General features: G+C 48.9%; 19 protein-coding genes. 4 read left to right on the top strand and 15 right to left on the bottom strand.

The genetic code is table 11. The features are described 5' to 3' along the window. Positions 1 to 39: 39 nt before the first annotated feature. Genes ACX1DY_RS09550 through ACX1DY_RS09540 form a run of 3 tightly spaced genes read right to left on the bottom strand, consistent with a single transcriptional unit; the run spans position 40 to position 3,231 of the window. Positions 40 to 936, bottom strand: a complete 897-nt coding sequence (locus ACX1DY_RS09550) for a carbohydrate ABC transporter permease (protein WP_458963964.1) — start codon at positions 934 to 936, stop codon at positions 40 to 42. Beyond that, a complete protein-coding gene (locus tag ACX1DY_RS09545; RefSeq protein WP_458963963.1) occupies positions 933 to 1,823 on the bottom strand; it encodes a carbohydrate ABC transporter permease in 891 nt (296 codons plus the stop codon). Before ACX1DY_RS09545 ends, ACX1DY_RS09550 begins: the two co-directional genes overlap by 4 nt. Before the next feature lie 58 nt (positions 1,824 to 1,881). Next, on the bottom strand, positions 1,882 to 3,231 hold the full coding sequence (locus tag ACX1DY_RS09540; protein ID WP_458963962.1) for an ABC transporter substrate-binding protein: 1,350 nt from the start codon (positions 3,229 to 3,231) through the stop codon (positions 1,882 to 1,884). A 126-nt stretch (positions 3,232 to 3,357) separates the two neighbouring features. Between ACX1DY_RS09540 and ACX1DY_RS09535 the strand changes: the two genes are divergently transcribed. Then, positions 3,358 to 5,145 (top strand): sensor histidine kinase, encoded by a 1,788-nt coding sequence (locus tag ACX1DY_RS09535; RefSeq protein ID WP_458963961.1) that lies wholly within the window; start codon positions 3,358 to 3,360, stop codon positions 5,143 to 5,145. Positions 5,146 to 5,163: 18 nt separating this feature from the next. Beyond that, entirely contained in the window at positions 5,164 to 6,720 is a 1,557-nt protein-coding gene (locus ACX1DY_RS09530; RefSeq protein ID WP_458963960.1) for a response regulator transcription factor, read from the top strand. A 6-nt stretch (positions 6,721 to 6,726) separates the two neighbouring features. Here ACX1DY_RS09530 and ACX1DY_RS09525 read toward each other — a convergent pair whose 3' ends face one another. Genes ACX1DY_RS09525 through ACX1DY_RS09515 form a run of 3 tightly spaced genes read right to left on the bottom strand, consistent with a single transcriptional unit; the run spans position 6,727 to position 11,056 of the window. Beyond that, a complete protein-coding gene (locus ACX1DY_RS09525) occupies positions 6,727 to 8,307 on the bottom strand; it encodes a glycoside hydrolase family 43 protein (protein ID WP_458963959.1) in 1,581 nt (526 codons plus the stop codon). Further along, positions 8,304 to 10,283 (bottom strand): YjhG/YagF family D-xylonate dehydratase, encoded by a 1,980-nt coding sequence (locus ACX1DY_RS09520; RefSeq protein ID WP_458963958.1) that lies wholly within the window; start codon positions 10,281 to 10,283, stop codon positions 8,304 to 8,306. The genes ACX1DY_RS09525 and ACX1DY_RS09520 overlap by 4 nt, the downstream gene beginning before the upstream one ends. Before the next feature lie 17 nt (positions 10,284 to 10,300). Then, positions 10,301 to 11,056 (bottom strand): IclR family transcriptional regulator, encoded by a 756-nt coding sequence (locus ACX1DY_RS09515; RefSeq protein ID WP_458963957.1) that lies wholly within the window; start codon positions 11,054 to 11,056, stop codon positions 10,301 to 10,303. Positions 11,057 to 11,153: 97 nt separating this feature from the next. Here ACX1DY_RS09515 and ACX1DY_RS09510 point away from each other — a divergent pair, with 97 nt between their 5' ends. Next, the gene (locus ACX1DY_RS09510) at positions 11,154 to 12,068 is read left to right on the top strand and encodes a dihydrodipicolinate synthase family protein (protein WP_458963956.1); all 915 of its coding nucleotides are present in this window, start codon (positions 11,154 to 11,156) and stop codon (positions 12,066 to 12,068) included. 228 nt (positions 12,069 to 12,296) lie between these two features. On the opposite strand, the gene ACX1DY_RS09505 is transcribed toward ACX1DY_RS09510, so the two are convergent. The 7 genes from ACX1DY_RS09505 to ACX1DY_RS09475 form a co-directional block, all read right to left on the bottom strand. Further along, on the bottom strand, positions 12,297 to 13,322 hold the full coding sequence (locus tag ACX1DY_RS09505) for an endo-1,4-beta-xylanase (RefSeq protein ID WP_458963955.1): 1,026 nt from the start codon (positions 13,320 to 13,322) through the stop codon (positions 12,297 to 12,299). Between the two features lie 315 nt (positions 13,323 to 13,637). Then, entirely contained in the window at positions 13,638 to 15,149 is a 1,512-nt protein-coding gene (gene glpK / locus ACX1DY_RS09500) for a glycerol kinase GlpK (protein WP_458963954.1), read from the bottom strand. 11 nt (positions 15,150 to 15,160) lie between these two features. Continuing rightward, positions 15,161 to 16,096 (bottom strand): transketolase family protein, encoded by a 936-nt coding sequence (locus tag ACX1DY_RS09495; RefSeq protein ID WP_458963953.1) that lies wholly within the window; start codon positions 16,094 to 16,096, stop codon positions 15,161 to 15,163. A gap of 20 nt (positions 16,097 to 16,116) precedes the next feature. After that, entirely contained in the window at positions 16,117 to 16,944 is an 828-nt protein-coding gene (locus tag ACX1DY_RS09490; RefSeq protein WP_458963952.1) for a transketolase, read from the bottom strand. 24 nt (positions 16,945 to 16,968) lie between these two features. Then, positions 16,969 to 18,414, bottom strand: coding sequence for an L-fucose/L-arabinose isomerase family protein (locus ACX1DY_RS09485; protein WP_458963951.1), 1,446 nt, complete (start codon positions 18,412 to 18,414; stop codon positions 16,969 to 16,971). A gap of 244 nt (positions 18,415 to 18,658) precedes the next feature. Further along, positions 18,659 to 20,533, bottom strand: coding sequence for a beta-glucoside-specific PTS transporter subunit IIABC (locus tag ACX1DY_RS09480; RefSeq protein WP_458963950.1), 1,875 nt, complete (start codon positions 20,531 to 20,533; stop codon positions 18,659 to 18,661). A 74-nt stretch (positions 20,534 to 20,607) separates the two neighbouring features. Then, positions 20,608 to 21,882 carry an apiosidase-like domain-containing protein gene (locus ACX1DY_RS09475; protein ID WP_458964304.1) on the bottom strand — a complete coding sequence of 425 codons (1,275 nt, stop codon included), beginning with the start codon at positions 21,880 to 21,882 and terminating at the stop codon, positions 20,608 to 20,610. Between the two features lie 245 nt (positions 21,883 to 22,127). Between ACX1DY_RS09475 and ACX1DY_RS09470 the strand changes: the two genes are divergently transcribed. Then, positions 22,128 to 23,165 carry a LacI family DNA-binding transcriptional regulator gene (locus ACX1DY_RS09470; RefSeq protein WP_458963949.1) on the top strand — a complete coding sequence of 346 codons (1,038 nt, stop codon included), beginning with the start codon at positions 22,128 to 22,130 and terminating at the stop codon, positions 23,163 to 23,165. Between the two features lie 108 nt (positions 23,166 to 23,273). Here the strand turns inward: ACX1DY_RS09470 and ACX1DY_RS09465 are convergent, their stop codons facing one another. Both ACX1DY_RS09465 and ACX1DY_RS09460 read right to left on the bottom strand, forming a co-directional pair. Further along, entirely contained in the window at positions 23,274 to 24,776 is a 1,503-nt protein-coding gene (locus tag ACX1DY_RS09465) for a response regulator transcription factor (protein ID WP_458963948.1), read from the bottom strand. Between the two features lie 15 nt (positions 24,777 to 24,791). Continuing rightward, entirely contained in the window at positions 24,792 to 26,576 is a 1,785-nt protein-coding gene (locus ACX1DY_RS09460) for a cache domain-containing sensor histidine kinase (protein ID WP_458963947.1), read from the bottom strand. Positions 26,577 to 26,688 lie beyond the last annotated feature (112 nt).

The raw sequence follows: 26,688 nt of genomic DNA, 5'->3' as shown, positions 1-26,688 counted from the left end.
TTCCAGCCTCCTCGTCATTAAGATTCATCACTAAACAGATCAACCCTTTACTGAACCGACGGTAAGCCCGCCCACGAAATATTTCTGCATGAAGGTAAATGCGATGAGCAGCGGCAGTGCGCACAGGAAGCAGGCGGCGAACAGCACGTTCCATTGCGTAGGGTTCTGCTGGTCGCCCATGAAACCGAGCATAGCCAGCGGCAGCGGTGATTGCGAAGCTTTGGTAATGAAGATCATATTGAAAAAGTAATCATTCCAGATCCATACCCCCTGCGTGATAATTACGGATACGGTAACTGGGATCAGGAGTGGAAACACAACTCTCCAGAACCGGTAGAATAGTCCGGCCCCGTCGATATGTGCGGCCTCTTCTACTTCCTCCGGCACTCCGCTGCGGATAAAGCCGGTATACAGGAAGGTGGAGAAAGGCAGACTGCACGTAATGAACATGAGGATCGGCGTATATTGCGTGCTCGGAATATGCAAGCTGTTCAGCATTTGCACAATCGGAATCAATACCATTTGACCGGGAACAACAAGTCCTGAAAGAAAGAACAGATAGAGAAACTGACTGGTTCTGCTCTTAATACGCGCCATAGGATAGGCAGCCATCGAAGCAATGAACACTACGACAATTACAGAAATGCCGGTCAGGACCAGACTGTTCATAAAAGCCTGCGGGAAATGCATCCGTTCAAATGCGGTCCGGTAACTGGACAGTGAGAACTCATTGAACAAATTGACCGGATTGCTCATATTATCCGGGGAACGCAGCGAGGTGGACAACGCAATCACCAAAGGAATTAAATTGAGTACCATTACGGCGATGACAAGCAGTTGAACCAGCGCCTTTTTCCCCAGGCTCCGGCCGCTTAGCCGTTTGATCTCTTCCCGCTTCGGATCAGATGCAAACATCTTTTTGGTCATTGACGTCATGCCGACACCTCCCGTTTGTTCATATTGAGCACGAAGATTCCTGTGATGATCATAATAAACAAGAAGGACAGGATGCCGAGTGCAGAGGCTTTGCCGAACATTTGCTCCGTGAAGGCCATTTTGTAAATTGAGAAAATCAAGGTGTTAGTCGAAGTTCCGGGACCGCCGCTGGTCATAATGAACGGGAAGTCAAAGGCCTTCAGCCCATTGATTAAGCTCAGTGTAATATTGATGGTCACCGAAGTGGCAAGCAGCGGTAGCTTGATATTTTTCAATAGCCGCCACGGACCACAGCCATCCATTTCCCCTGCTTCCAGCAAGTCCTTGGGAACGGTCTGCAGACCGGCCAGAAAGATAATCATCGTAGTGCCGATATTTTTCCAGATTTCCACAAAGATAATTGAGTACAGAGCGGTGGAATAATTACCGAGAAAATTGAGGTTGTCCGTGTTAATTCCTATCTTGGACAAGAGGGTGACAATCATCCCGGAATCGGGCATATAGACATAACTCCAGATAAAACCAACGACAATTGCACTGAACAAGGTAGGGATATAAGAGATGGACCGATAGAAGCCTTTACCGCGGATATTCATATTCAGCAGCAATGCAAGACCTAATCCAATCAAGTTGCCTAGACCTACACTAATTACGGTATACAGCACAGTGTGCCAGAGTGAAGTGCCGAGCGTTCCGCTTGCGAACAAGTCTCTGAAATTGTCCAAGCCAATATAGCTGAAATCCGGGGAGAACCCGTTATAGTCGGTAACACTGTATTGAAACAGCTTCAGAATCGGAAAGATCCAGAAGATCAGGTAAAAGGCCAAAGCGGGGAGCGCAAAATAGTACATCGTTTTTTTCATTACAGTCCGGTTCATTTCTCTCATTCCTTTCTATCCTGGCACACCGGCCATTTCCATTTCAAATGACCGGTGTATCTGCTATCTACTGTTTGCTTTTTGCCAATTCCTGATATTTCTTATCCATGGCCGCAGTTACTTCTTCCGCTGTTGTCTTCTGTCCGCCGATAATGTTGGCAAACTTTGCTTCCATTTCTTCAGCTACACCGGTCATCCACATCTGATTCGGGAAATAAATAGAGTTTCCGTTATTGTTATAGTCGTCGAACACGGTTTTGAACAGCTCGTGATTGAGTGGAACATCCTTGTATACACTGATGGAAGTATTGGAGTCCACCCAGCTCTTGAACAGGTCGGATTGACCATCGAACCAGTAATTCAAGATTTCTTTGGCGAGAGCTATATTCTCCGATTTGGCATTGATGGCATAACCGGCAGATGTAGCTGCAGCAATATAAGTTGGTTTGCCGGCATCGTTAGCCGGAAGGGCGAAGAATCCGCGTGTAAATTCAGATGCGCCTTTAGCCGTCAGTGTCGGATAATCCCAGGTTCCGTCAAATACCATCGCAGCTTTGCCGTCAATAAAATTCTGGGCGGCTTGAGCGCTTCCGAGCCCCAGGGAGTTCTTAATGACATATCCCTTATCATAAAGCTCCTTGAACATGGAGACTGTCTTTACCCATTTAGGATCATTCAGTGAAGTCTCTCCGGTTTGCAGCTTGGTGTCAAATTCTTTGTCATCCGGGTATACCGTATTCGCCGCAATCTGATACATCCCGAATTGAATAAAGAAAGGGTCTTTATCCCCAAGGACGATTGGTGTAATCCCCGCATCCTTCAGCTTCTGGCAGGCTTCGAGGAAGGATGGCCAATCCTTGGGCTGCTCGGTAATTCCCGCCTGCTTGAACAACTCCTGATTATAGTAGACCCCGAGCATATCCATCCCTGCTGGAATCGCATACTGTTTTCCCTCATAAGCCATGTCTTCCTTCGCGCCTTTGCTGATATTGCCTAAAAAGCTCAGATCAGACAAATCTGCGGCAAAACCCGCTTTTGCCATATCATTCACAGCGAGCGAAGCATTTCTGGGGAATACCAGGAAAATATCGGGTCCCTGCCCTGCCGCCAGCTTCGTACGGACTGAGGTAATGTACTGTTCATCAGGATATTTAGACGTTTCAAGCGTAACATTCGGGAATTTCTCCTTGACCAGCTTAGGAAGAATATCCAATACGAAGTCCTGGCCATCGGGCGCCTTAGTTCCTGACATCATCAAGGTAATGGTTACCGGTTTTGTGCTGGAACCGCCTGAATCCGCCGCGTTGCCATTGGATGCAGCCTGCTCGTTGTTAGAGCTGGAACCGCAGCCGCCAAGAAGTGACGCAGACAAGATCAGTGCGGTAATACCGGCCCAAAGTGATTTTTTAGCTTTCATGAAATGAATCCCCTCTTTCGTTTGTGTTATGCGCTTTCTGTTTACGCTTTCATTTTACTATCATAGGCGGTATACTTACTTTGGTCATTTGAGTGCACTATCTTTGGATTGAAAGGAAGACCTGAAATGAGATTCTTTAATATTAAAACCAAACTGTTTCTGGTACTGCTTGCAGTTTCTGTTGTCCCGATTATTGTTATCGCTTTCAGCTCTTACCGGAGCTATACCAAGCTGGTGAATAAGCAAACCTCCTTGGTGGCATCGACCACTATCGGAAATGCGGTTGAGAGCATTGAAGCTGTTCTGCAAAATATTGAGCGGATCTCGATCACCTTCCAGCAGCAATCCTCCAGCTCAACGGAATATAGAACGGTTAGTGATGAATTAAAGCAGCTTCAGACGACAAATGACTCTTTCGAAATCTACACAATCCGCAACAAGCTGAAGCTGATTTTTCAGAATGTGCTGCTGGGTTACGACTATATCAATGGCATCTATCTTTTTACACCGGATGGTAAATTTATCAGCTATGGCTCGGCAAGTGACCTTAAGGCGGATTACAATCCACTGCAGGACAGTTGGTATCAGAAGACACTAGCCAAACATGGGGAGCTCTACATCGGGGATAACAAAATCAAATCTTACTTCATCAATCCCAAACCCTCCATTTCCTTCTCGCGTGCGGTTTACGATATCAATACAGGGCAATTTCTCGGCGTCTTCATGCTCGATTGCAGTCTGGATATTTTCAGCGGCCTCAACCGCAACCTGGCAACCAACCTGTCCAATATTTATCTGGTAAATGAAGACGGAACCCTGCTCTTTGAAGGCTCCCGGAATCCTGAAGGTTCCACGCTGCCTGCCGAACTTTGGACAAAGGCACGGACTATGCTCGGCGACCAGGCGGAATTTTATAATTCTGACTATATAACGGTTATCCGCGCCTTCCCCAGCAACGGCTGGAAAGTCATTGCCAATCTTTCGACATCCAAGCTGTATAAGGAATACGGGATCTCCCAGAAGCTGATTATTTACATTTCCGCGACCTGCGGTGTGCTCTTCGTGATCCTCTCCATTATTCTGTCCGTGTGGATTACGCGGCCGATTATCGAGCTTAGCCGGACCATGCGCAAAAATAAATCGCAAAAATTTATTCCCGCCAAGGCCAAATACAAACGGAATGATGAAATTGGCATTCTGTACACGGAATATGACAAAATGATGCGGGACATCGACCTGTACATCCGGGAAAGCTACCAGAACCGCATTCTGACCCTGGATTCCCAGATGAAGGCGCTGGAGGCGCAGATCAATTCACATTTTTTGTACAACACGCTAGAGTCCATTAACAGTATTGCCGAAATTGAGGAAGTCGAAAGCATCGGGATCATGACGAAAGCGCTAGGCGATATGTTCCGGTACAGTATCAAGACAGAAAGCGAGCGGGTCCCGGCCTCTGAAGAATTGCAGCATGTCGATAACTATATGGCAATCCAGCAAATCCGGTACGGAGACAAAATCTCTTTTTACAAGGCGATTGACGGGCAGGTGCAAGGCAGTAAAATTCTGAAGCTGATTCTGCAGCCGCTGGTGGAGAACGCGCTCTATCACGGACTTGAAAATAAAAAAGGCAAAGGCAGCATTACCGTCAACGGCTGTAGAGAAGAAAACAATCTGGTATTTGAAATTATCGACGACGGCATCGGCATGACGGCAGCCCAAGTTGCTGAGATTCAAGCCATGCTGGCTGAGTCCCCGGAATTTAGCGGTTTTGGACAACGAAATAAACGGAGCATCGGGATTAAAAATGTTCATTCACGGATTGTGCTGTACTACGGCCCGGAATATGGGCTTACCTTTGAGAGTCAGGAAGGCACTGGCACTACCGTAAGAATTACCATCCCGGCAAACTAACGAAAAGGAAAGATGTTAATGCATACTTTTATTGTGATCGACGATGAATACCTCGTTCGAAAAGGGTTAATCAAGAAGATTCAGTCCTTTGAACAGGAGCTCATCCTGCTCGGAGAGGCCGAGAACGGGGAGGATGCACTGGAGTTAATCGAGCAGGCCGATCCAGATCTGATCCTGACGGATATGCGGATGCCGGTGATGGACGGTAAATCCCTGCTGCGGGTCATGCAGGAGAGATACCCTGCTAAGAAGATAATTGTTATCAGCGGGCATTCCGATTTCGAATACATGCAGGAGGCGATCTCCGCCAGAGTTGTCAGCTATGTGCTCAAGCCGTTCAGCCGCGAAGAAATCCATCAGGCACTGCGGAAAGCCATAGATTCGTTGGCAATTGAACGTTCTACCCGGCAGCAGGCCGCATTATCCAAAAGCGAAAATGAAGCCATCATTCATCAGTTGGATCAGCAAAAGCTGCTGCATCTTATCCTGGATGATCATACAGGCAAAGCCCTATCCTTTCAGTCCGAGCAGATGAACCGGTTTGCGGCAGCAAGTTACTACGTTCTTCTGACTGTATATAGTTCCGCGCAGTTAGATTTGAATCTATTTGAAGGTGGCCTTCAAGATAATTACATTTCAGTCCCGCACCCTGTGAACGAACATCTGGTATTCGTGGTATTCGCTTCTTATGAGCGGGTTACTTATAAAGGAATAGACACCAGCTTCGCGCTTCATTCCGCTAATCAATTTCTCGAAAGGCTGTCCTCCATTCCCTATAATAAAGTATTTGCGGGACTCAGTACCGCTAAGTCCAATATGGGGGAGTTGAACCAGGCGCAGAAGGAATGCTTAAGCGCGATGAATAGAAAGGGGGTCATGGATTTTGGCTCCGTGTTTGTATACAACAACGAGGAGTGGCCTTCGGAAATGCCTTTGTGGAATAAAATCGGGGATTTGATGTTCTATTTGGAAGCCGGGTACGCCTCTAAGGTTAACGAAAGTGTTGTCGATTTCTTTACTTTTTATATGCAGCTGCCGAGTGCCACACTGTCCCAGCTCAAGCACCAATGCCGGCAGCTGGCTGCGGAAATCAAACAATTGCTCGGACTACGCCTGCCGGATACTGCCTATCAAGCGACCTCTTCCAGCATGGAGGCTCTACTAAATACGTCATTTGACCCAGAGGAAATCCGGCAGTATTTCATGACTGTACTGCCGGATCTGGCAGAGCTGCTTAAAGACAGCACCCCTTATTCTTCACCCCATGTGATTGATAACGTGAAGGTGTATATTCATAAGAACTATTTACAGGATCTGACCCTGGAGAGAGTCTCCTCCTTATTTTTTATGAACTCCAGCTATTTAAGCTTCTTATTCAAGGAGAAGACCGGTGAGAACTTCACGGATTTCATTAACAAGCTGAGAATTGAACATGCCAAAATCCTGTTAAAAACTACGAATGACAAAGTATATATCATTGCAGGCGCGCTTGGTTTTGACAATGAGAAATATTTCTTCCGCCTGTTCAAAAAAAGCACCGGACTCACACCGGAAGCTTACCGGAATCAGCCTTGAGCCGCCCTACAGCTCCTTGTATTCAAAATAATCAAAATCAGCAAAGTGACAGGAGCCGCTTAGGTCCTGGGCACACATCCCGATGAAGGTACCTGTAAACCTGATATAAGCCGGAAAATCATCGGATAAATGATAGATTTCCATACTCTGGCCTATCTTCTCCCAGCTTGTATCACCGATACAGTAATAGAACTGTGCAAATTCCCGGTTGATGACTACTTTTAGACGGCAGTCTGTTGCAGCTGGCAGTGGAACCTGATCAAACATCGAATCCTCGTACACGCCGTCTATGGAACGAACGATTCCCAGACATTTGCCTAATTGTTCATCATGCGTAATCCGCAAATACACGTAATCCTTCGTATCATAATAGACAATCAGACCGGCCATCTGCTGAAAATGCTCCGGCTCGAACTCAAGGCAAGTTTCAGCACTGCAGCAGAAAGCCTGCTGGCGCAGGGCGACCAGGCTCTGGCGATGCAGGGAGCTCATGGACTCTCTTCCTCTCAAGCGCAAGTAGCCGGGCCGCTCCTGCAGGGAAAGCCAGGACTCATCGGCAGGAACACGCAAGGTGCTCCAGCGGACATCTAGCTCCGGGGCGTCAAAATCATCTCTCTCCGCTGGCGCGGGAAAGGGATGCGCAGGCATATCCGGGCCTTCTACCGTGAGCAAAGGCTGGTTCCCTCCACCGTAAAGAGCCAGCCAGCCATCCGCTGTGAAGGTGCACCGCTGAATCGCTGTCTCTCTGCCCAGATTGCAGTATTTATCCTTCACGGGCCGGCCGCACAGATGGACCAAATACCATTCATCTGTATGCGTGTGAACGAGACAGGCATGCCCTGCCTTTTGCAGCTCTAATCCCCTGTCACCGGCTGATGTCAGCAACGGATTGTCAGGAGCGGTTTCATAAGGTCCTTCGATGTGCCGCGCCCGCGCTACGGTCACCGCATGGTTATACTGGGTGCCTCCCTCAGCCGTAATGAGATAATACCAGCCGTCTTTCCGGTACAGATGAGGCCCTTCCGTAAGTCCGAGAGCTGTACCTTTATAGATGGACAGCACTGGGCCGGTCAGCTTTTTCAGCTCTGGCGAGTATTCCTGCAGGACAATTCCGGAAAAGCTGTTGTTCCCGGTCCGATGATCCCACCGCATATTGACCAGCCATTTACGCCCGTCCGCATCGTGAAACAGGGAGGGATCAAATCCGCTGCTGTTCAAATAGACAGGCTCTGACCAAGGTCCTTCGATACTGGGGGCAGTTACTACATAATTGGGGGTGTCCTTGAACGCTCCTTGTCTGCTCTTGACATCGGTATACACCAGATAAAATATCCCTGCGTCGTAGCTAAGGCAAGGAGCCCAGATTCCGCCGGAGTCGGGATCGCCCTCCATATTGAGCTGCGAGCTGCGGGTCAGCACATGCGTAAGCAGCCTCCAGTTCACAAGATCACGGGAATGATGAATCCGCACTCCGGGAAACCACTCAAATGTAGATGTGGCAATATAATAATCCTCTCCCACTCTGCAAATAGACGGGTCTGGATGAAACCCGCGTAGAATAGGATTCTGAATCAGACTTCTGCTCATGATCTCCACCCCAATGCCTGCTGTCCCGCTTCTAGGACAGCAATAATTTTATCAACATCGTAGACACAGCCTTGCCAGGTTCCGCCACTGGCCGCTTGCAGCGCTGCCCACAGCCGGGTATCGTCCGGCAAGCCCGGATCAACGGCCAGGGACGGGTGCGGAGTGCGGGAGGCCAGGATTCTGTCTCCCACCTCCCGCGATTCAGGCTGTTCACCCTCACCAACCAGATTCACGCTTCCTTCAAGCCTGACCGTATCAACGAGCACTTCAACCCAATCATTATCCCGCAGTCTGCCGAGCGGTCCCCCGGCCAGCGCTTCAGGTCCCATATGGCCGATGCAGGCACCGGTAGACACACCGGAGAAGCGTGCATCGGTGATCAGGGTAACATGCTTCCCAAAGGGCAAATGCTTCAGTGCGGACGTCAATTGGTACGTCTCTTCCATTCCTGTTCCGCTGGGGCCGCGTCCGATGACGGCAAGAATATCCCCTGCATGGATGAGACCGTCCTTAATGCTTCTGATCGCATCCTTTTCCGCAGTAAAAACCTTCACTCTCCCCACATGACGGTAGATGCCTTCGCCGCTTAGAACCGCCGGATCAATCGCCGCTGATTTGATCACCGCGCCTTCCGGGCATAGATTGCCGGTTGGAAACGTCATTGTGGAAGCAAGGCCGCGCTGCTTGGCGTCCTGTGGACTCATGATAACGGTATCGGGATCAATGCCATCTGCCTCTCTCAAGCGATTGCGCATTTCCGTCCGTCTCTGTGAGGTCTCCCACCAGTCGAGGTTTTCTCCCAGTGTCTTCCCTGTTACCGTCAGCACAGAATCGTCAATTAGCCCCAGCCGCCGCAGATGCAGCATAACCTCAGGAACTCCACCGGCAAGAAAAACACGGATGGTCGGATGCGGAACGGGTCCGTTAGGAAGCACACTAACAAGACGCGGCACCTTACGGTTCACCCGGTTCCAATCTTCAACCGTTGGAATCCGGAGCCCTGCGGCATGTGCAATTGCCGGCAGATGGAGCAGCAGATTGGTAGAACCTCCAAATGCCGCATGAACCACCATGGCATTGGCTATCGCCTGATCCGTAACAATATCCCTCATGACGATTCCGCTCTGATCCATATGCCGCAGAGCGCGGACGGATTGACGGCCTATATTCATCCACACGGGCTGTCCTGAGGGGGCCAGCGCGGAATGGGGAACCGCCATCCCGAGCGCCTCGGCAATGACCTGGGCCGTTGCGGCGGTCCCCAGGAATTGGCATCCCCCTCCCGGAGTGGCACAGGCACGGCAGCCCAGCTCTGCGGCTTCTTCCAGAGACAGCTCTCCGTTACTGAATCTTGCGCCGATGCTTTGCACTTTACCTGCATCCTCTCCCTGGACCGGAGGAAGAGAAACGCCCCCGGGCACAATAACCCCTGGAAGATCACGCATTCCTGCCAGCGCGAGCATCATTGCAGGCAGCCCTTTATCGCAGGTGGCTACACCCAGCACTCCTTTACGCGTTGGCAGAGAACGGATTAACCGGCGCAGCACCGTGGCCGCATCATTCCGGTACGGGAGAGAGTCGAACATGCCCGGCGTTCCCTGGGAGCGGCCATCGCAGGGATCACTGACATAACCGGCGAACGGGATGCCCTGGCTCGCAGTAATTTCCCGGGCGATTTCTTCCATCATCACCCCAATCTCCCAGTGGCCTGTATGATAACCAAGGGCCAGCGGACTGCCGTCCTCCTTCCGAATTCCCCCCATCGTTCCCAAGATGAGGTATTGAGGCAGATTCAAGAGGAGCGGGTTCCAGCCCATTCCGGCATTCTGGGTCATTCCGAATATTTCACCGCTTGGCGCGCTGCGCAGCACCTCACCTGTAATGGGGAGGCTTCCCGAAGGCCCTTTTGCAGCCGTATGTACAGGAGCAGATGTATCCGCAGCTTCCCGCATGATCTCTTGCAAGCTCATTTCCACACTGAACCCTTCTTTCTTTAAGAAGATAATTTCTTGGCAAGGCGAACAACTTCCGTTACCGCAGACTCCTGTTTGTCGGCATAAGCATGCTGCAGCATCGAGGTGCTCACTGACGCAACAGCATTCCCGGAAGCATCAAGAACCGGTGCGGCGACACAGCAGATTCCTTGAATAACCTCCTCATGGTCCACTGCGTACCCGTCCTTGCGGATAACAGCCAATACAGCCAGGAATTCATTCCAATCTGTAACCGTACGTGCAGTGACCGGGGATAAGGTTCTGTCCGGGTAACGTCTTTCCAGCTCTTCCAAAGGAAGCAGGGCGAGCATCATCTTCCCCATCGCTGTCGCATGTGCCGGGAACCGCATCCCCGGGCTGGACTCTAATTTTACGAGCGAGGCACCTTCCTGCTTGGCTAAATACAGGATTTCGCTCCGGTCCAGAACCGATAACTGAAAGGTCTCACCGACGTTCTTGGCGCTCTCCGAAGCAAGCTTCAGAAAATGCTCCACCAGATTAGTGTTCTGCTTACGGGATTCATTAAAAACCGTATTGTAATAAGAGACCCCTGCGCCAAGCGCATATGCTTCACTCTCATCCTTCTTCACCCAGGCCAATGCTTCCATCGTGCGCAGAAGAGAAAACATCGAGCTTTTATTGATGCCTGTCGCCTCACACAGATCCATCAGCTTGTACTCTCCGGGCTTCTTGGAAATTGCCGTAAGAATCAAATCCGCCCTTTCCAGAGCGGGAACCCAATATTTTCGGTCCAAACCTCAATCTCCTCTCCTAAAAAATATTTGATTAAGCGTTTCTAGTTCAATATAATAATCTCATGTTTATAATAACAAACCAGGAGGCAAAAATAAAATGAATCTTATTCATGCAAATGCAGGCATTATTCCCCCTGTACCGACCATTTTGAATGAAAAAGGAAAACTTGACCGCACTGGAATGAAGACGCTGATCGACAGCTTGATTAAGAATGGCGTACATGGTCTCTTCTTCCTGGGAACAGCCGGGGAGTTCAGCCAGTTCAGCGCAGAGGAGCGGGAGGAAATTGCGGAGTTTTGCATAGATAGTACGGACGGACGCCTTCCGGTCTGGATTGGAACGGGCAGCAACACTACCTTCGAAGCGATCCGCCTTACTCAGCATGCTGCCAGAAGCGGCGCCACCGGCGTTGTCGTGATCAATCCCTACTACTGCAAGCTGAGTGAGGAAACCTTGTTCTCGCATTACTCCGCCATTGCCGAAGCGTCCGATCTCCCCCTGATGCTGTACAACTTTCCTGCGCTTACCGGTCAGGATTTGAGTCCTGCTTTTGTCAGCCGCCTCGCGGCACGTTATTCCCAGGTGATCGGAATCAAGGAAACGGTGGATCAATTGAGCCATATCCGCCAGATGGTCATGCAGGTAAAAGAGGTCAATCCGGCGTTCGCTGTGTTCTGCGGATTTGATGAATATTTATTGCCCACCCTTGCGGCAGGGGGAGCCGGAGCCATCGCAGCCAGCGCCAATTTTGCCCCGCAGCTTATGCTCGGCGTGTATAGCAGCTTCCAGAATAACGATTGTGCAGAGATGCTTGAATATCACCGGAAGATTATTGAGATCCCGCCGCTATACAGTCTGGATGAGCCCTTTATCTCCTCGATCAAAGAAGCCGTGCGTTTGTCAGGTATTCCTGTCCCTACCTTCAGTCTTTCTCCATCAAGCCTTTGGAGTGAGGAAAAGGAGGAACGATTGAAACGAATCTTCAACAGAGCCGGTATTCCAATAGTCTGATTTAACCAATCCTTATCTTACAAAAAAAACAGGTGAAGCACGCCGTATAAGCGTACCTCACCTGTGTTGCTACCAATTTGCCGACATGCCATCTTCCATTTCCGGAGAAGATACACTGCCCGCCGTGGCAATATCCGCTTGCAAGGATCCGTTTTCTTGGCACTCCATGCTGTGGTTGAACAAGGCCGGAGAGCAGCAGAGCTACCTGTCCATCCGACCGCTCCCGATTCAATCCGCAGTGACCTCTGTAGTGACCTCCATAGTGGCTTCCGTAGTAGCTTCCGTAGCGTTGCTGGTTGCTCCGCTTAAATATTGTTTCAGCCACTTGAGTGCCGGGCGTTCTGTCCCATTAGAGTTCAATAAGTGTGTATTGGTCTCCCATGTTTGTCCTTGAATGTAGCCCCAGAGCGTCACGCCCTTGACCGAAGGATGCTGCCATAGGACCGGGAATTTCTGTTGGTATCTGGCTAGCTGGGTATTGTCATCACCGGTCATATCCAGCTCAGATACATAGATTGGCAATCCCGTAGCAGCAAGCTTGCCTAATACCGTATTCATCGTAGACGTGCTCACGTTGTCCATGCCGAAATAATGGCATTGAATGCCGATACCGTCGATCAGCCCCCGGTTTTTCAGCAGATTGATAATGGTCACATATCTGTCAGTCAGCGAAGGATCGTTAATGATTCCATATTCGTTAATGAGCAGCTTGGAATTCGGAAATGCTTGTCTCGCCTGCTGGAAGGACCAGATCACCCAGTCCCAACCGGTTGAACCATCACCGCCGATGGCATTCCGATACGAGGGTTTCGCATGCAAGGGTTCGTTTACTACATCTACGTAAGCGGAATTACCGTATCTCTGACCCGCAGCCTGAATCCACTGAGTGACCTCTGCCTTCTGGTCAGCAGCGGACAGCGAGGAGACCCATGTCGGTTCCTGGTTTCCCCATACCAGCGTATGGAATTTGAAAGGCATTCTGTTGTTGTTCGCATAATTGTAGGCCATATCCGCCTGGCCCCAGTTCATAGAGTTGCGTGTACCTTCTACCGAACCCCATTTTGTAGAATTCTCGGGTGTAACCTGATTCCAATAGGTTGAGAAGCTGGATGGAATGCTGCCTGCAATCACATTTCCCAGAAATTTCCCTCCATTTACCAGTGCGGCATTCGCGTTCCCCACAAAAGTAGAGGTGAGCAGCGAACCAGCTAAGACTAAGGTCCCGACGAGCTTTAATAAGTTTACCTTTTTCAAAAGTTCTCCTCCTTTAAATATACTTGTCCTATTTTTTGATCAACAACGCCACTAGTAAAAGCGCTTACATTTACAATTATAATAACTTTTGCTTTTTTATCCATATACAAATTAAAGAACAAACCTGGAAAATATTAGATGTTGAATACTGCATAATAACCGTAAACTCCCTATCCGAACACAAGAACCTTCAAATCCCTTGTGAAAGCGGACTTGAAGGCTCTTGTTTTTCACAGAAAGGTTGCGGGAAAGCTTTTTTCCACTTTTGTACTGGTTCTGATCATCAACTACCTCCAGTTAATATGAATTCGAGGTCTACACTTGCTGGGCTTCGGGACTTATTACTGAGCGCACCGCATTCTGCCAGCCTTTATACAATTCCTCTCTTGTATGCTCGCTCATCGAAGCTTGGTAGACTTTATATTTGTCTGTACCTGAAGCAATCTGATCCAGACTGGACCAAAATCCAGTTGCAAGACCTCCCAGATAGACAGAACCCATCGCCGACAATTCAGCGCGGGTGGAGCAAGCAACTGAATTCCCTAGAATATCTGCTTGAAACTGCATCAGCCAGGCATTGGAGGATGCTCCGCCATCCGTGCGAAGCTCGCTGAATGTAATCAAGGACTGCTGTTGCATAAAATCCACGGCATCACGCACCTGATAAGCGATACTTTCCAGAGCGGCGCGGATAATATGATTTTTACAGGTTCCCCGGTTCATCCCAATGATCGCCGCTCTTGCATAAGGGTCCCAGTATGGAACACCCAGGCCAACAAAGGCCGGCACTAAATAAACTCCCTCAGTGGAAGAAATCCCGGAAATTAATTGCTGCATCTCATCAAAAGAAGAGAATAACCCCAGATTGTCCCGGGTCCATTTAATACTGTCTCCCGACGTGCGTATGACCGACTCAAGGGCATAGACAACCTTTCCGGCGGCCGCCCAGGCGATAGTGGTAACAAGCCCCTCCCCGCCATCAACCGGCTTCTCTCCTGCGTTCATCAGTATTGAGGTGCCTGTGCCATAGGTTGCTTTGGCCATGCCAGGCTCCCAGCACAGATGGCCGAACAGCGCTCCTTGCGAGTCTCCGATAACGCCGGCAATGGGAACCTGTTCCGCGAACAGGCTTGGTTCGTCCGTATAACCAACGACAGCATCGGAAGGCTTGAGCTTGGGAAGAATAGCAACCGGCACTCCGAACAAGGCCGCCAGTTCCTCATCCCACTGCAAAGTATGGATATTGAAAAGAGAGGTTCGGCTCGCGTTGGAATAATCCGACACATGCTCCTTGCCGCCGGTCAGCTTCCAGATCAGCCAGCTATCTATCGTTCCGGCCAATAACCGGCCTTCCTCCAGCAGCTGCGGAGCTTCCGCCACATGATCAAGAATCCATTTGAATTTCGCGGCGGAGAAGTAAGGGTCCAGCATCAACCCGGTTTTTGAACGGACTACATGTTCTTTGCCGTCTTTCTTGAGCTGTGCACAGATTTCAGCCGTTCTTTGGCACTGCCAGACAATGGCATTATAGACAGGAAGTCCGGTGATGCTGTCCCACATAAGGGCGGTCTCACGCTGGTTGGTGATCGTCAGCGCCGCAAGCTCACCCGCAGAAATGTTTGCCTTTTGAAGAACTGCAGCTATACATTTTTGCACATTGTTATATATTTCAACAGGGTCATGCTCCACCCATCCCGGCTGCGGGTAGTACTGCCGATGCTCCAGTGAAGCGTCATGAATCACTTCTCCCTGCCGATCCACAAGCAGGACCTTGGTCCCCGAGGTGCTCTGGTCGACAGCTAAAATATACTTTGGCTCCAGTTCCATTAGCTTCACCTTTATTTATTGATCAATTCTATTGCCACTTGTTTAAGATTGTCGCCTGTGAGGCCGTAATGCTGAAAGACTTCGGCTGTTTTACCGGCAATCGCCGGTTCATCCGGGATACCGATCACCTTCATCGGAACCGGCTCGTTCTGCACGACAACTTCAGCGACAGCGGCGCCAAGCCCTCCATAAATACTGTGTTCCTCAATAGTAATGATGCCTTTTGTTTCTTTGGCGGCTGCAATAATGGCTGCTTCATCCAGCGGCTTAATCGTATGCATATTGATCACACGGCAGGAAATGCCTTCAGCGGACAAAAGTTCAGCAGCATCCAAAGCAATGCGCACTGTTTCTCCAGCCGCAATTATCGTAACATCCGTTCCACTCTTCATGATTACAGCCTTGCCAATCTCAAAGGCGTAGTCATCTGATTCATAGACATCCTCAACGGCGTTGCGGCCGATCCGGACATAGACGCCTCCGTCATATTTGACTAATGCCTCAGTCATTTTCTTGGTTTCATGCCGGTCTGCCGGTAGTACGATAGCCAGGCCAGGTATAGCACGAGCAACAGCGATATCCTGCACCGAGTGATGCGACATGCCAAGTGCGCCATAGCTTACACCGCCGCTGATCCCGATCAATTTCACATTGGTGCGAGAATAAGCAACATCCACCTTGATCTGCTCGATACTGCGCATGCTGAGGAAGCAGGCAGGTGATGTGACAAACGGTTTCTTTCCGCTATGGGCCAGCCCCGAGGACATGCCCACAATATTCTGCTCAGCAATCCCTACTTCAACGAATTGCTCCGGAAATGCATTAGCGAAAGGCGCCATAGCTGCGGAGCCGCGGGAATCGCTGGCCAACACCATGATATCGCGGTCGTCTTTAGCCAGCTCCAGCAAGGTTTCGCAGATTACCTGACGATTAGGAATTGTATTCATAGGTGGTTCACCTTTCCTTTCTATTTTAAAGTGTCGATGTAGCCTTGAAGCTCGGCATGTGCAAGCTGAAGCTGCTCATCGCTAGGCACATGATGGTGCCAGGCCGGAACATTCTCAGCGAAGGATACACCTTTGCCTTTGATTGTATTGGCCATTATAAGTGTCGGCTTGCCTGAAACCTCTGGAACCGAGCGGAACGCATGCACCAATTGCTCCATGTCGTTGCCGTCTACCGAAATCACATTCCAGCCAAAAGCAGACCATTTCTCTTCCAAAGGCTCGAGTCCCATCACCTCTTCGGTAGACCCGCTGATTTGCAGCCGGTTGCGGTCAATGATTCCTACGAGATTGTCCAGCTTGTAGTGGGCTCCGGCCATAGCCGCCTCCCAGTTCGAGCCTTCGGCTTGTTCCCCGTCGCCCATTAAGCAGAAAACCCGGTAAGAGCGCCCATCGCGTTTGGCGGCCAAAGCCATTCCGACGGAAATAGGCAAACCATGGCCTAATGCTCCAGTATTCATTTCAATGCCGGGCACCTTATTATTGGGATGACCGATCAGACGTGTGCCGAATTGACTGTAGGTTTCAAGCTCTTCCTTAGGAAAAAATCCGCGATCCGCCAAGATGCACCAAAGCGATTCCACCGAATGGCCTTTACTGGCGATAAAACGGTCCCGCTCTTCCCACTTGGGCCGGTTAGGATCAATATTCATAATTTCATAATAGAGTGCGGTTAAAATATCCGTATTGCTCAGGGAGCCCCCAGTATGTCCTGTCTTGGCACGATGAATGATTGTCAGTAAATCCATGCGTATCTGCGCAGCCTTCATCTTCAGTTCTTGAATATTCATAACTTCCTCCTTGAACGCCAAATTTTATCGGTTCGCAAGCAGATCCGAGCCGCGGAGCCAGCGCTGGATTTCTTGTTCGGTAGGGTCCACCGGATCTGGCTTCAGACCGGGAATATAATTGCAGGCTTCATAAATAGCCGGAATAACATTTGCATGAATACCGACGGAATGATGCACGTAAGGTCCTTTGACCAGCTTTTCTTCCCATAATGGCCAGTCGTTGACTTCAACCCAGACGTAGGAGCCGCGTGTATACGGGCCTTGAATACCGCGCGCCTTGCCTAAAAAGATAGAATAGTCGCCGTGATCACCGTCGAAGCGGGCAAGCGTCATCCCTCCGCCGCGAATTTCGCCTTCATGTGTGCCCGGTGAATGATCATCAAACAAGAAGTGCTTACGTAATTTAGGCTTGTTCTCAACGCTCAGGGATACCGGGAAATTGCCGCAATGGAAGAGCAATTCGCCATTTTCGTTCTCGGGATGACGCACCGTAATGTCGGCAAAAAAGGTAGGGGCTGTATTCATAGCAGCCGCTTGCACCATGACCGAAGTGATGGCGCCGTGTATATCGGTTTCGCAGGTAACCGGAATCTGTTCGTCGGTTAGGATGGCATTAGCCAGACAAGGCATGATGCCCATGGAGTCCTGCAGCGAAGACCAGCACTGGATTGCGATCGCGCTGCTTCCGGTTTCTCTGGCAAAAGACTTCATCGCTACTTTTAGTGCAGCTATCCGCTTAACGTCATCCTCCGTCACTTCGCTGTAATCCAGCTTCTCCTTAATGTAATCAATAGTCTCTTGCAATTCGGAGCTATTGCCGGCGGCGATTTTTTTCGTGCGAAGCTGGATATCCACCAGCGTGATCGGGTGAATCTCGATTCCGAAACGCTCCAGCAGTTCACCCTCGTTGCAGATCATCGTCCAGAAGGAAGAGGGCCGCGGTCCAATTTGCAGAATCCGCAGGCTTTTAAACTGGCGGACAACATTGGCTGCAGCGATAAAGTTCGTGAATCCCCGTTCAAATACCGGATCAGTTACCCAGCTGTTCGTTACATAAGTAAAGGGAACATTGAATCGGCGCAGCACCTTTCCGGTAGCAAAAATTCCACACTGGGTATCGCGCAGCCTCATCCCATCCGCCAGCGGAGCTTCATCCCTTGGCCCCCACAACAATACGGGTTTGCCAAGCGCTTTACCGACACGTGCGACCGTATCTTCCGTCCCGAAATTGCAGTGTGGAAAAAATACCGCATCCACTTCCTCCGCCTTCAAGTGCTTCGCAATCTGATCCGCATTGACGTGATCGTCATATAGAAGCCCTTCGTGATTAAGCCCGTCAATATCAACAATATCAATATCCAGATTAAAGCTCTCCATTTGCCGGCGAATTTCCACTTTGTATTTGAAGGCATCTTCGGCACTGAAGGTGAAACGTCGAGTCGGGACATAGCCAAGTTTTAGTTTTTTCATCTAAATTCTCCTTCTGAAAAGTTCATAATCTTCAATATAAAATTAACTAAACTTTAGTTGAAACTAACAGATATTTCACTTAATAAAGCAATAATATCACTGAAAAAATGGATAGTCAATCGACTTTTTAGTTATTTTTAACTTAATTTAATATAAAATAAAATATATATTTTAGTTGATTTTCGCAAAAAAAGAGGAGCATTCCTAACGCTCCCCGCTTTTGAAATTTTCCGTGCTTAACTAATCACTCTTTAACTAGAAACAAAACATCGTTTAGATCAACATTGTCATATTTATTTACTGTAATCTCCGAATACATTGCCGTATTCGATACAATCACAGAAGTTGTAATATCGTATCCGGCACGGCGGATCGCATCCTTGTCAAATTCAATCAGCTTATCTCCTTTAGCAATTGAATCTCCTTCTTTGACAAAGCTGGTGAAATGCTCGCCCTTCAGTTTTACGGTATCAATTCCAATGTGGATAAGCATTTCCACGCCTTCATCAGAAATCAGGCCGATCGCATGCTTGGTTTTGAACATGGTAACTACCGTTCCATTGAAAGGCGCATATGCCACTCCAACACTTGGTACAATCGCTGCCCCTTTACCCATTGCGCCGGTGGAAAAAGCTTCATCCTGAACTTCAGTTAATGGCTTCCACTCGCCTGACATTGGGCTGAGTACAGCCTTTTCCTTCTCATCGCTCATTTGGGATACCTTTACATGTGGTCTTTCCTGATCTTGTCCGGCTGCAGCAACAGGAGCGTTCTTATATCCGAACAAGAGGGTAACAATAAAGGCCCCTACAAACGCAACCACCAATGAGATCAAATATCCTATAAACCCGCGGTCAACACCTTCAGGTCCGATAAACAGCGGAATACCGAATACTCCTCCCACAGCAAAGCCGTAAGCCTTCGCCCCGAACATCCCGGCAACAGATCCGGCGATACCGGCCATAATCGAAGCTAAAATAAATGGTTTCTTGGTTGGCAAGGTTACACCATAAATAGCAGGCTCAGTCACACCCATAATACCTGCGATTGTGGCAGAGGTAGCAATGGGTTTTAAACGTTTGTCCCGTGTTTTCAGGGCAATGGCAAACGCAGCGCCCGTCTGGGCAAAGGTGGTGCAAAACAGCATGGCATTGATGGGGTCGAACCCGTTGGTCACAACATTATTGATCAAGATCGGCACGAAAGCCCAGTGAAGTCCAAAAATGATGAGCACCTGCCAAACTCCGGCAAGAATAAGACCGGCAACAACAGGGCTGAGACTATACACACCCATAGCTCCATCGGCAAGCATATTACTGATAAAGGTTGCTACAGGACCTACCACAAGAAAGACAACAGGCGAAGCGATCACTAAGGTTAACAGCGGGACCACAAACATTTTGATGGACGATGGAATAAATTTGTTGAACCACTTTTCAATGGTTGCGGCAAAAAAGGCACCTATAATAATTGGAATAACAGATGAAGTATAGTTCATTAACACAACTGGGATGTTAAGAAAAGTAAGCTTAACGCCCTCGGAGTAAGCCGATACCATAGTCGGATAGACAAGTGCTGCTCCTAAAATTGCTGACAAATAAGGGTTCCCGCCAAACTTTTTCCCGGCCGAGAATCCAAGCAATACCGGTAAAAAGTAAAACAGGGCATCCGCTGTAGCGAACAAAATTTTGTATGTGCCCATATCTTCGGTTAACCAGTGCAGCGTAATAAATAGAGACAGCAGCCCTTTGAGAATCCCTGCAGCAGCCAGCCCGCCAACTACAGGCGTGAACACACCAGTGACGATATCCACGAAACGGCTGAAAATACTGCCCTTCTTCTCTTCTGCAGGCTCGGCATCAGCTTCCGCCCGGATTCCCAGCTTCGCAGCCAGTTCGGCGTACACCTTCGGAACATCATTGCCGATGACCACCTGGTATTGCCCACCGCTTTCAACAACAGTGATTACGCCATCAATTTGTTTGATCTGCTCCTTGTCCGGGATTTTGTCATCCTTGAGTTTGAATCTCAAACGCGTCATGCAGTGTATAACACTGTTCACATTGCCGGGTCCCCCCACCGAGTCAAGGATAGCGTGTGCTGTTTTCTGATAATTCATTTCTGTCACTCCCTCTGAAGTTATAAAAATATAGAATGTATGCGTTTCCCAAACGAACAAGAGTGATCAGCAGGTCAATTCTTTTCCCCAATAAGAACAACATCAGACTCGAAACGGTGCATATGAATCGTCGTTTGGTTGCCGCTTGCAGACATTTCGGTTGCCGCGAATCGTCTATTCTCAAGATCAATCGTTGTAAAAGAGTACTTCTGGAGATCCAGATTCAGGCGCAGCTTGGTATTCACTGGAACATAGATTACGATAGTATCCCCACTAGCGGCGGCACGTATTTCCGGCGACGGATTCAATAGAATCTCTGCAGGCTGGAGACCTGTAAGGTTGTAATTCTCAAATAAATATTTGATAAAAGAGTAATCCCAGGCTCCCTCGAACCGCAGGGCATCTCTCCAGTCATAGGGCTGATCGAAGCCCTCTCCTTCAACAATTCCGAATTTTTTGCCTTTTTTATGCCAGCTCCAGATCCCGTGAGCTCCATAGGTTATTCCTGCACCTCCACCGGTTAGCAAGCTCTGCCAGGCTGCTTTCCTTACATCAAACCGGGAATACCGGCCATACACATTCCGGCTGTAACTTATCTGTTCATAACAAGGCTCACCATTTATGACGGGTCTGATCCATGACTTCTTATAAAAATGCCGGGCAATTTCATACGCCGTAGATTGATATTGTGAATTATGGCCGGATTGATACATATAGAAATCAATGCCCTCATGCTGCTCGAGCTTTTCCGGTATTTCTCTTAACCTGCCTTGAATATGGAGCGTCTTCAGGCTGGAAGGGCTTACAGCACACGCCGTTTCCAAAGCTTTCATATAATAGGCGTTTGCAGCTTCATTCGGAAAATCAGTGTCACCGCTTACTAGAAAAATAGGTTTATGCTTCGAAAAACGCTTCACAACGTAGTTGACGTAAGGCTCTACACAATCCAGCGGCATTTTATTGTCCTTCTGGAACATGCTTGCCCAGGTTTCCGGAACATAGTTGCACCAGAGAAGCACCAAGGCGGGAACAAATCCCTGCTCCACAGCCATGCCAAGCATTTCATCAGCCCTGTCAAAATATTCTTCATTCAGCTTATGGTAGTCATAATAACCGTTTGGATCTAAGCCAAAGGGCTCGATGGCAATATCTGATTCACTGGCATCCCACTGACGTAAAATATTGATTTGCAGAACATTGAAGCCTTGCATTTTACGATATTCCAGATATTCGGCCCACTCTTGAATAGAAGCATTGGTAAATGCACTCCATACTGTATCCGCCAAATAGAAAAAAGGTTTGTCGTTTACTACGAATGACCGCCGATTCTCACTGAGGGAGACCTGCATAGAAATCACCTTTCCCTTCGAACTTTTTTACCACCGTTCATTAAAGTTTAGATAAATTAATCCATTAAAAACGTGTGTTTAGCTTAAGTTATCCGTTTTCACTTGAATATTAGCATCATATCCACTTACAGTCAAACATTTTTTTATTTTATCTTCAGTATTAGTTTAGTTAAGTTTATTTTCTAAACTTTTGCTTATAATAGTGATATAATCTATAAAGTAATTAATAAGCAGGAGTGAATCCAATGAAAATAGATGACATAGCCAGGCTGGCCGGGGTTTCCAAAGCTGCGGTATCTCTAGCTCTGAACAATAAGCCCGGTGTGAGCGAGGCAACACGCCAACATATTTTAGATATTTCCCAAGCCAACGGCTATACTCCACGAACGTTCAAAACAAATAAAGTTTCCGCCAAAAACAAGTCAATTATGCGCTTTATCGTCTGCAAAAATACGGATATGATCACCGAGCATTACGAATCCCAGCCGTTCTTTAATGAATTGATTCATCATTTAACCCACTATGCCAGAGAACAGGGGTATAACCTGATTATCTCTTCAATTCCCATTCAGAGCTTGAAAGAAGAGATTGAAGTTTTAGAGAATGAGCAGGCTTCAGGCGGTATTTTACTATTAGGAACGAACTTGACGGCCCAGAGCATTGAGGATGTTCTGGAAATTCACCCCTTTGTTGTCATTTTAGACACTTGTTTTGAACATGTTGATGCCAGCTTTGTTGCCATTAACAATTATCTTGGGGGCTATCAGGCAGGCAAGTACCTTCTGTCTTTAGGACATTCAAAAATCGGGTATATCGAGTCAGAGACGCGGATTTTTAATTTCTCAAAACGTAAAGAGGGATTTATTGACGCGCTTAAAGAGGAAGGGATTACCCTTGAGGAACAGCTTACTTTTGCCATGAACCCTATGCTGGTATTGCCGCAGGATTCCTTCAAGAGTGAAATTAATAACCTCAGCCAGTTGCCTTCCGTTATCTTTTGTGAAACTGATTATATGGCTATCAGTGCGATTAAAGCTTTTCAGGAAATGAATATTAATGTTCCCAATCAGGTTTCAGTCATGGGATTCGATAATATTCTGGAGGCTACGGTAATCAGCCCGGAATTGACAACGATTCATGTAAGAAAAGCCACCATAGCCAAGGCTGCGATGGACATCATGCTCAAGAAGATAAACAATGAAGAGGACAGCAAGGTACAAATCCTTGTCAACACTGAAGTGGTCAAGCGGAAGTCTTGCACTGAGACTATTCAGCTCAGTTAACCGTTACGCACAATTCTCACAGCAAAAAAAGCATCTTTCTTGCGCTAAGCCAACGCAGGTAAGATGCTTTTTCTTCATGAAGAAATCCGGGATCGTGGCCGGTTTTCTCTACAAACAGCCTTCCTTATATTCGGTTGGACTGCAGCCCGTGTACTCCTTGAACACCTTGGAGAAATAGTGCTGATCCCCGAAAGACAACACCTCCGACAGCTCCTTCACCTTCAACTCCGGTTTGGCTGCAATCAGCCGGCGGGCTTCGGCAATTTTAAGCTGCATAGTGTAGTGTACGAAGGTCTTCTGCGAATATTTCTTAATAATTCTGCTGATATACGATGGACTCACATGAAATTTGAGCGCCACATCGGTAATGGACATCTGAGAGTAGATATGCTGCTGCAAATATTGCTCAAGCTGCCGGAACAGCTCCTCGCCGCTCTTCTTGTTCTGAAGCTGCAGCCACTCAAAGCTCTGCCCGGCCCATGTGAGCACGGCCTCCACGAATGCCTCATAGCTCTCGCTCTCCAGCAGCCGCTGCACTTCATCCTCCAGCTTCAGCCCATCCCCTGAATCCTGACGGGAACCCATGCCGAAAGCCTCCGCCATAGACCAGATGAACCGTTCCAGCTCGGCTAGGCGGATGTTGGCATTTTTGAAAGCCATCAACTGCTGCTCAAGCAGCAGAATGAAACGTTCCTTTTGCCGCTGGCCGATCATGTCCGCGAAATGCCTCGCCAGCTTCTCCATTTCACCGCTGGACAATATCCCCTTCGGCATGGAATACGCCGTGTCCATAAGCCGGCTGGATACAGACAGCTCCTCATTCATCATCTTATCCAGCTTATCATAGACCGCAGCCAGCGCCCGGTTCCCTGCCGGCTGCGGCTCAGCCGCTATGGAGACCTGGATGCCGTGAACCAGCAGCGTATCGTATATTCCCTGCATACAGTCATGAATAGACGGATAGGTATCCAGAACCGAACCGTCCACGAGAGCGAGGAACTGTTCAGGCAGCAGGGTAGGAAAGACCCGGCAGTCATGCTGAGCACAGGCTGCGGCAAGGCAGGACTGAAGCAGCTTTTCCGTCCAGCGGTCCGGTCCCGGTTCTGGTGTAAACAACTGCCTGCGCAGAAGCAGCATGATCTTGTCTCCGGCATGAAAGTCCGCTCCAAGCTCCAATGAAGCAAGGAACTGCGGTTCTACAATGCCTTCAAGCTGGGCTTTGCCGCTGCCCTCCCGCTCCTGCAAATGCTCAACCAGCCGCTGCATTACTTCGGCAAGCTGATGGCGCTCCACAGGCTTCAGCAGATAATCGAACACCTGCAGATTCAACGCTTTTCGCGTATATTCGAAATCGCTGTAGCCGCTGATCAGCACGGCCTTGAGCTTCGGATTCACCAGCTTGCACTGCTCGATCAGCGCAAGCCCGTCCAGCTTGGGCATACGGATATCTGTCAGCAGGATATCGACGGGATGGGCTTTTATATACTCCAGCGCCTCGATCCCGTTCGACGCTGTAGCCGCAATGCGCACAGGCAGATCCGTTGACTGCATAAGCGCTTGGATATTGCGTAGAATCGGCTTGCTGTCTTCAGCAATTATTGCAGTATACATAGCTGTCCCTCCGGTTCAATAGAAGTCTTTGCTCATGGATGCGATGATCTGGACCGTGGCTCCCTTGCCCTCCTCTGAATGATTGTAGATGTTAAAGAACAGCCGGTTTTTGTACATCAGCTTCAAACGGTTCACCGTATTCACAATGCCCATATTGCCGATCCCGGAGGTATTATGCTGAAGCTCGTACACCCCTTCGTCGGAGCCGTGGATATTGTCCAGAATTTCCTTGATCCTGCCCGGCTCGAACCCATCCCCGTTGTCACGGATTTCTATGGCCCACAGCCCGTTGTATACCTTCACCCGCACCCGGATTTTCCATGGCGGATCAGTATTTTTGAAAGCATGCTCAATGCAGTTCTCCACGAACGGCTGAATGACAAGCCGGGGCAGCTCGATCAGGTCAAACACCTTATCCCCGTCAACCTCCCACTCCAGATCATCCTCGAAATTGTGCTGAACCAAGGATAAATAATGCTGGGTATGCTTCAGTTCCTCTGTCAAAGTGACATGCTGATATGGGGAAGACACAATATACCGCAGGCTGTCCGATAAATGCTTGCACATCTCCGATACCACAGCGTTTTTGCCCTCCTGCGCGGCGATGCTGATCAGGTACAGAACGTTGTGGATGAAATGGGGGGCAATCTGCGCCTGAAGCGCCGAATTCCGGGCCTTCACCTCTTCATGCAGCGCAAGCTTTTCCCGGTCAATGGACTCCTGCAGCCGTTCCAGCAGCTCCTGGAAAGCTTCATTCAGCTGGATCAGCTCATTGTTGTTGGAACGCGTATCCGCTTTCACATTCATATTGCTGTAGTTGATCCGCAGAATCTGGCTGCGCAGCTTGCGGATGGGGAGCAGCAGATTTTTGGTGGAGAAGTAGATAAAGACGAACGAGAACAGGATCAGCGCTGTAATAAGCAGAATAGAGATATATTTCACCGAATTGACCGGACCAAGCACAACACTTTTCGACGTCACAATGTAGGTGGTCCAGCCGGTCTCAGCCGATCTGTCATAGGCTACATAGTTCTGGCTGCTGTCCTGATAGATTCCGTTGACCGATGTAACCTCTGCAAATCCGGGGACCTTCTCCCCTTCCTGAAGCACTGGCGAACTTGAGATTAGCCCATTCTCCGGGTCCAAAATATAAACCCTGCTGTCGGCAAGGCCGGCTGCGGACCGTTTCAGATATTCCTGATCCAGCAGGATCGCCAGATAGCCGAACACCTGACCGTTCTGGTTCATAATCGCCCGCACAAAGGATATTCCGTTCGCGGGCTGGCGATACAATGCGTAACCGCTTGCATTCCAGGTTGCCAGTTGGCCGCTTTCCTTGAGGAACGGTACAAGCGAAGTCGGGTTGCCGGTGTAGCCGATATAAGAAGCGACCTCCGCCCCTTTCAGGTCATAAATAATCATGTCTTCAATGTTCTGACTGGGGCCTATCGCCTGAAACATAATATCCTTGAGCCTGCGGCTCCGTGTCAGCCCCTCAAGGGTAAGATTTGAATAATCACCGCTGGACAGCAGCGTGAACACGTCTTTATTCGATAAAATCCGCTGGGAGAGCTGATTCTGGTTATTGATATAGATGTTCAACTGATCGCTGACCTTGGCCGCTGCCATCTTCATTTCATTCTCGGTTTTTCCCTTCAGCGGCTGGATAACCAGAAAGTTAACATAGACCAGAAAACAGCCCAGCACAATCAGCAGGAGAAACATGAATGTCACAAAGAACTTTGTTTGCAGACTGGCCTGATACCTGCCGCCGCCAAATTTCCCGTTAAAGCTCGCCAAGCTGAAGCCCCCCTGAACCTTTTGATGATCCTACTTTACATCCAAACCGGCGAATGAACAAGCTGCCCGCAGTTCAGAATATTACACAGAAAGAGTCAAGCACAAACATGTA

The sequence above is a fragment of the Paenibacillus sp. BAC0078 genome, from assembly GCF_054483875.1.
This window is presented reverse-complemented; position numbering and strand designations above follow the sequence as displayed.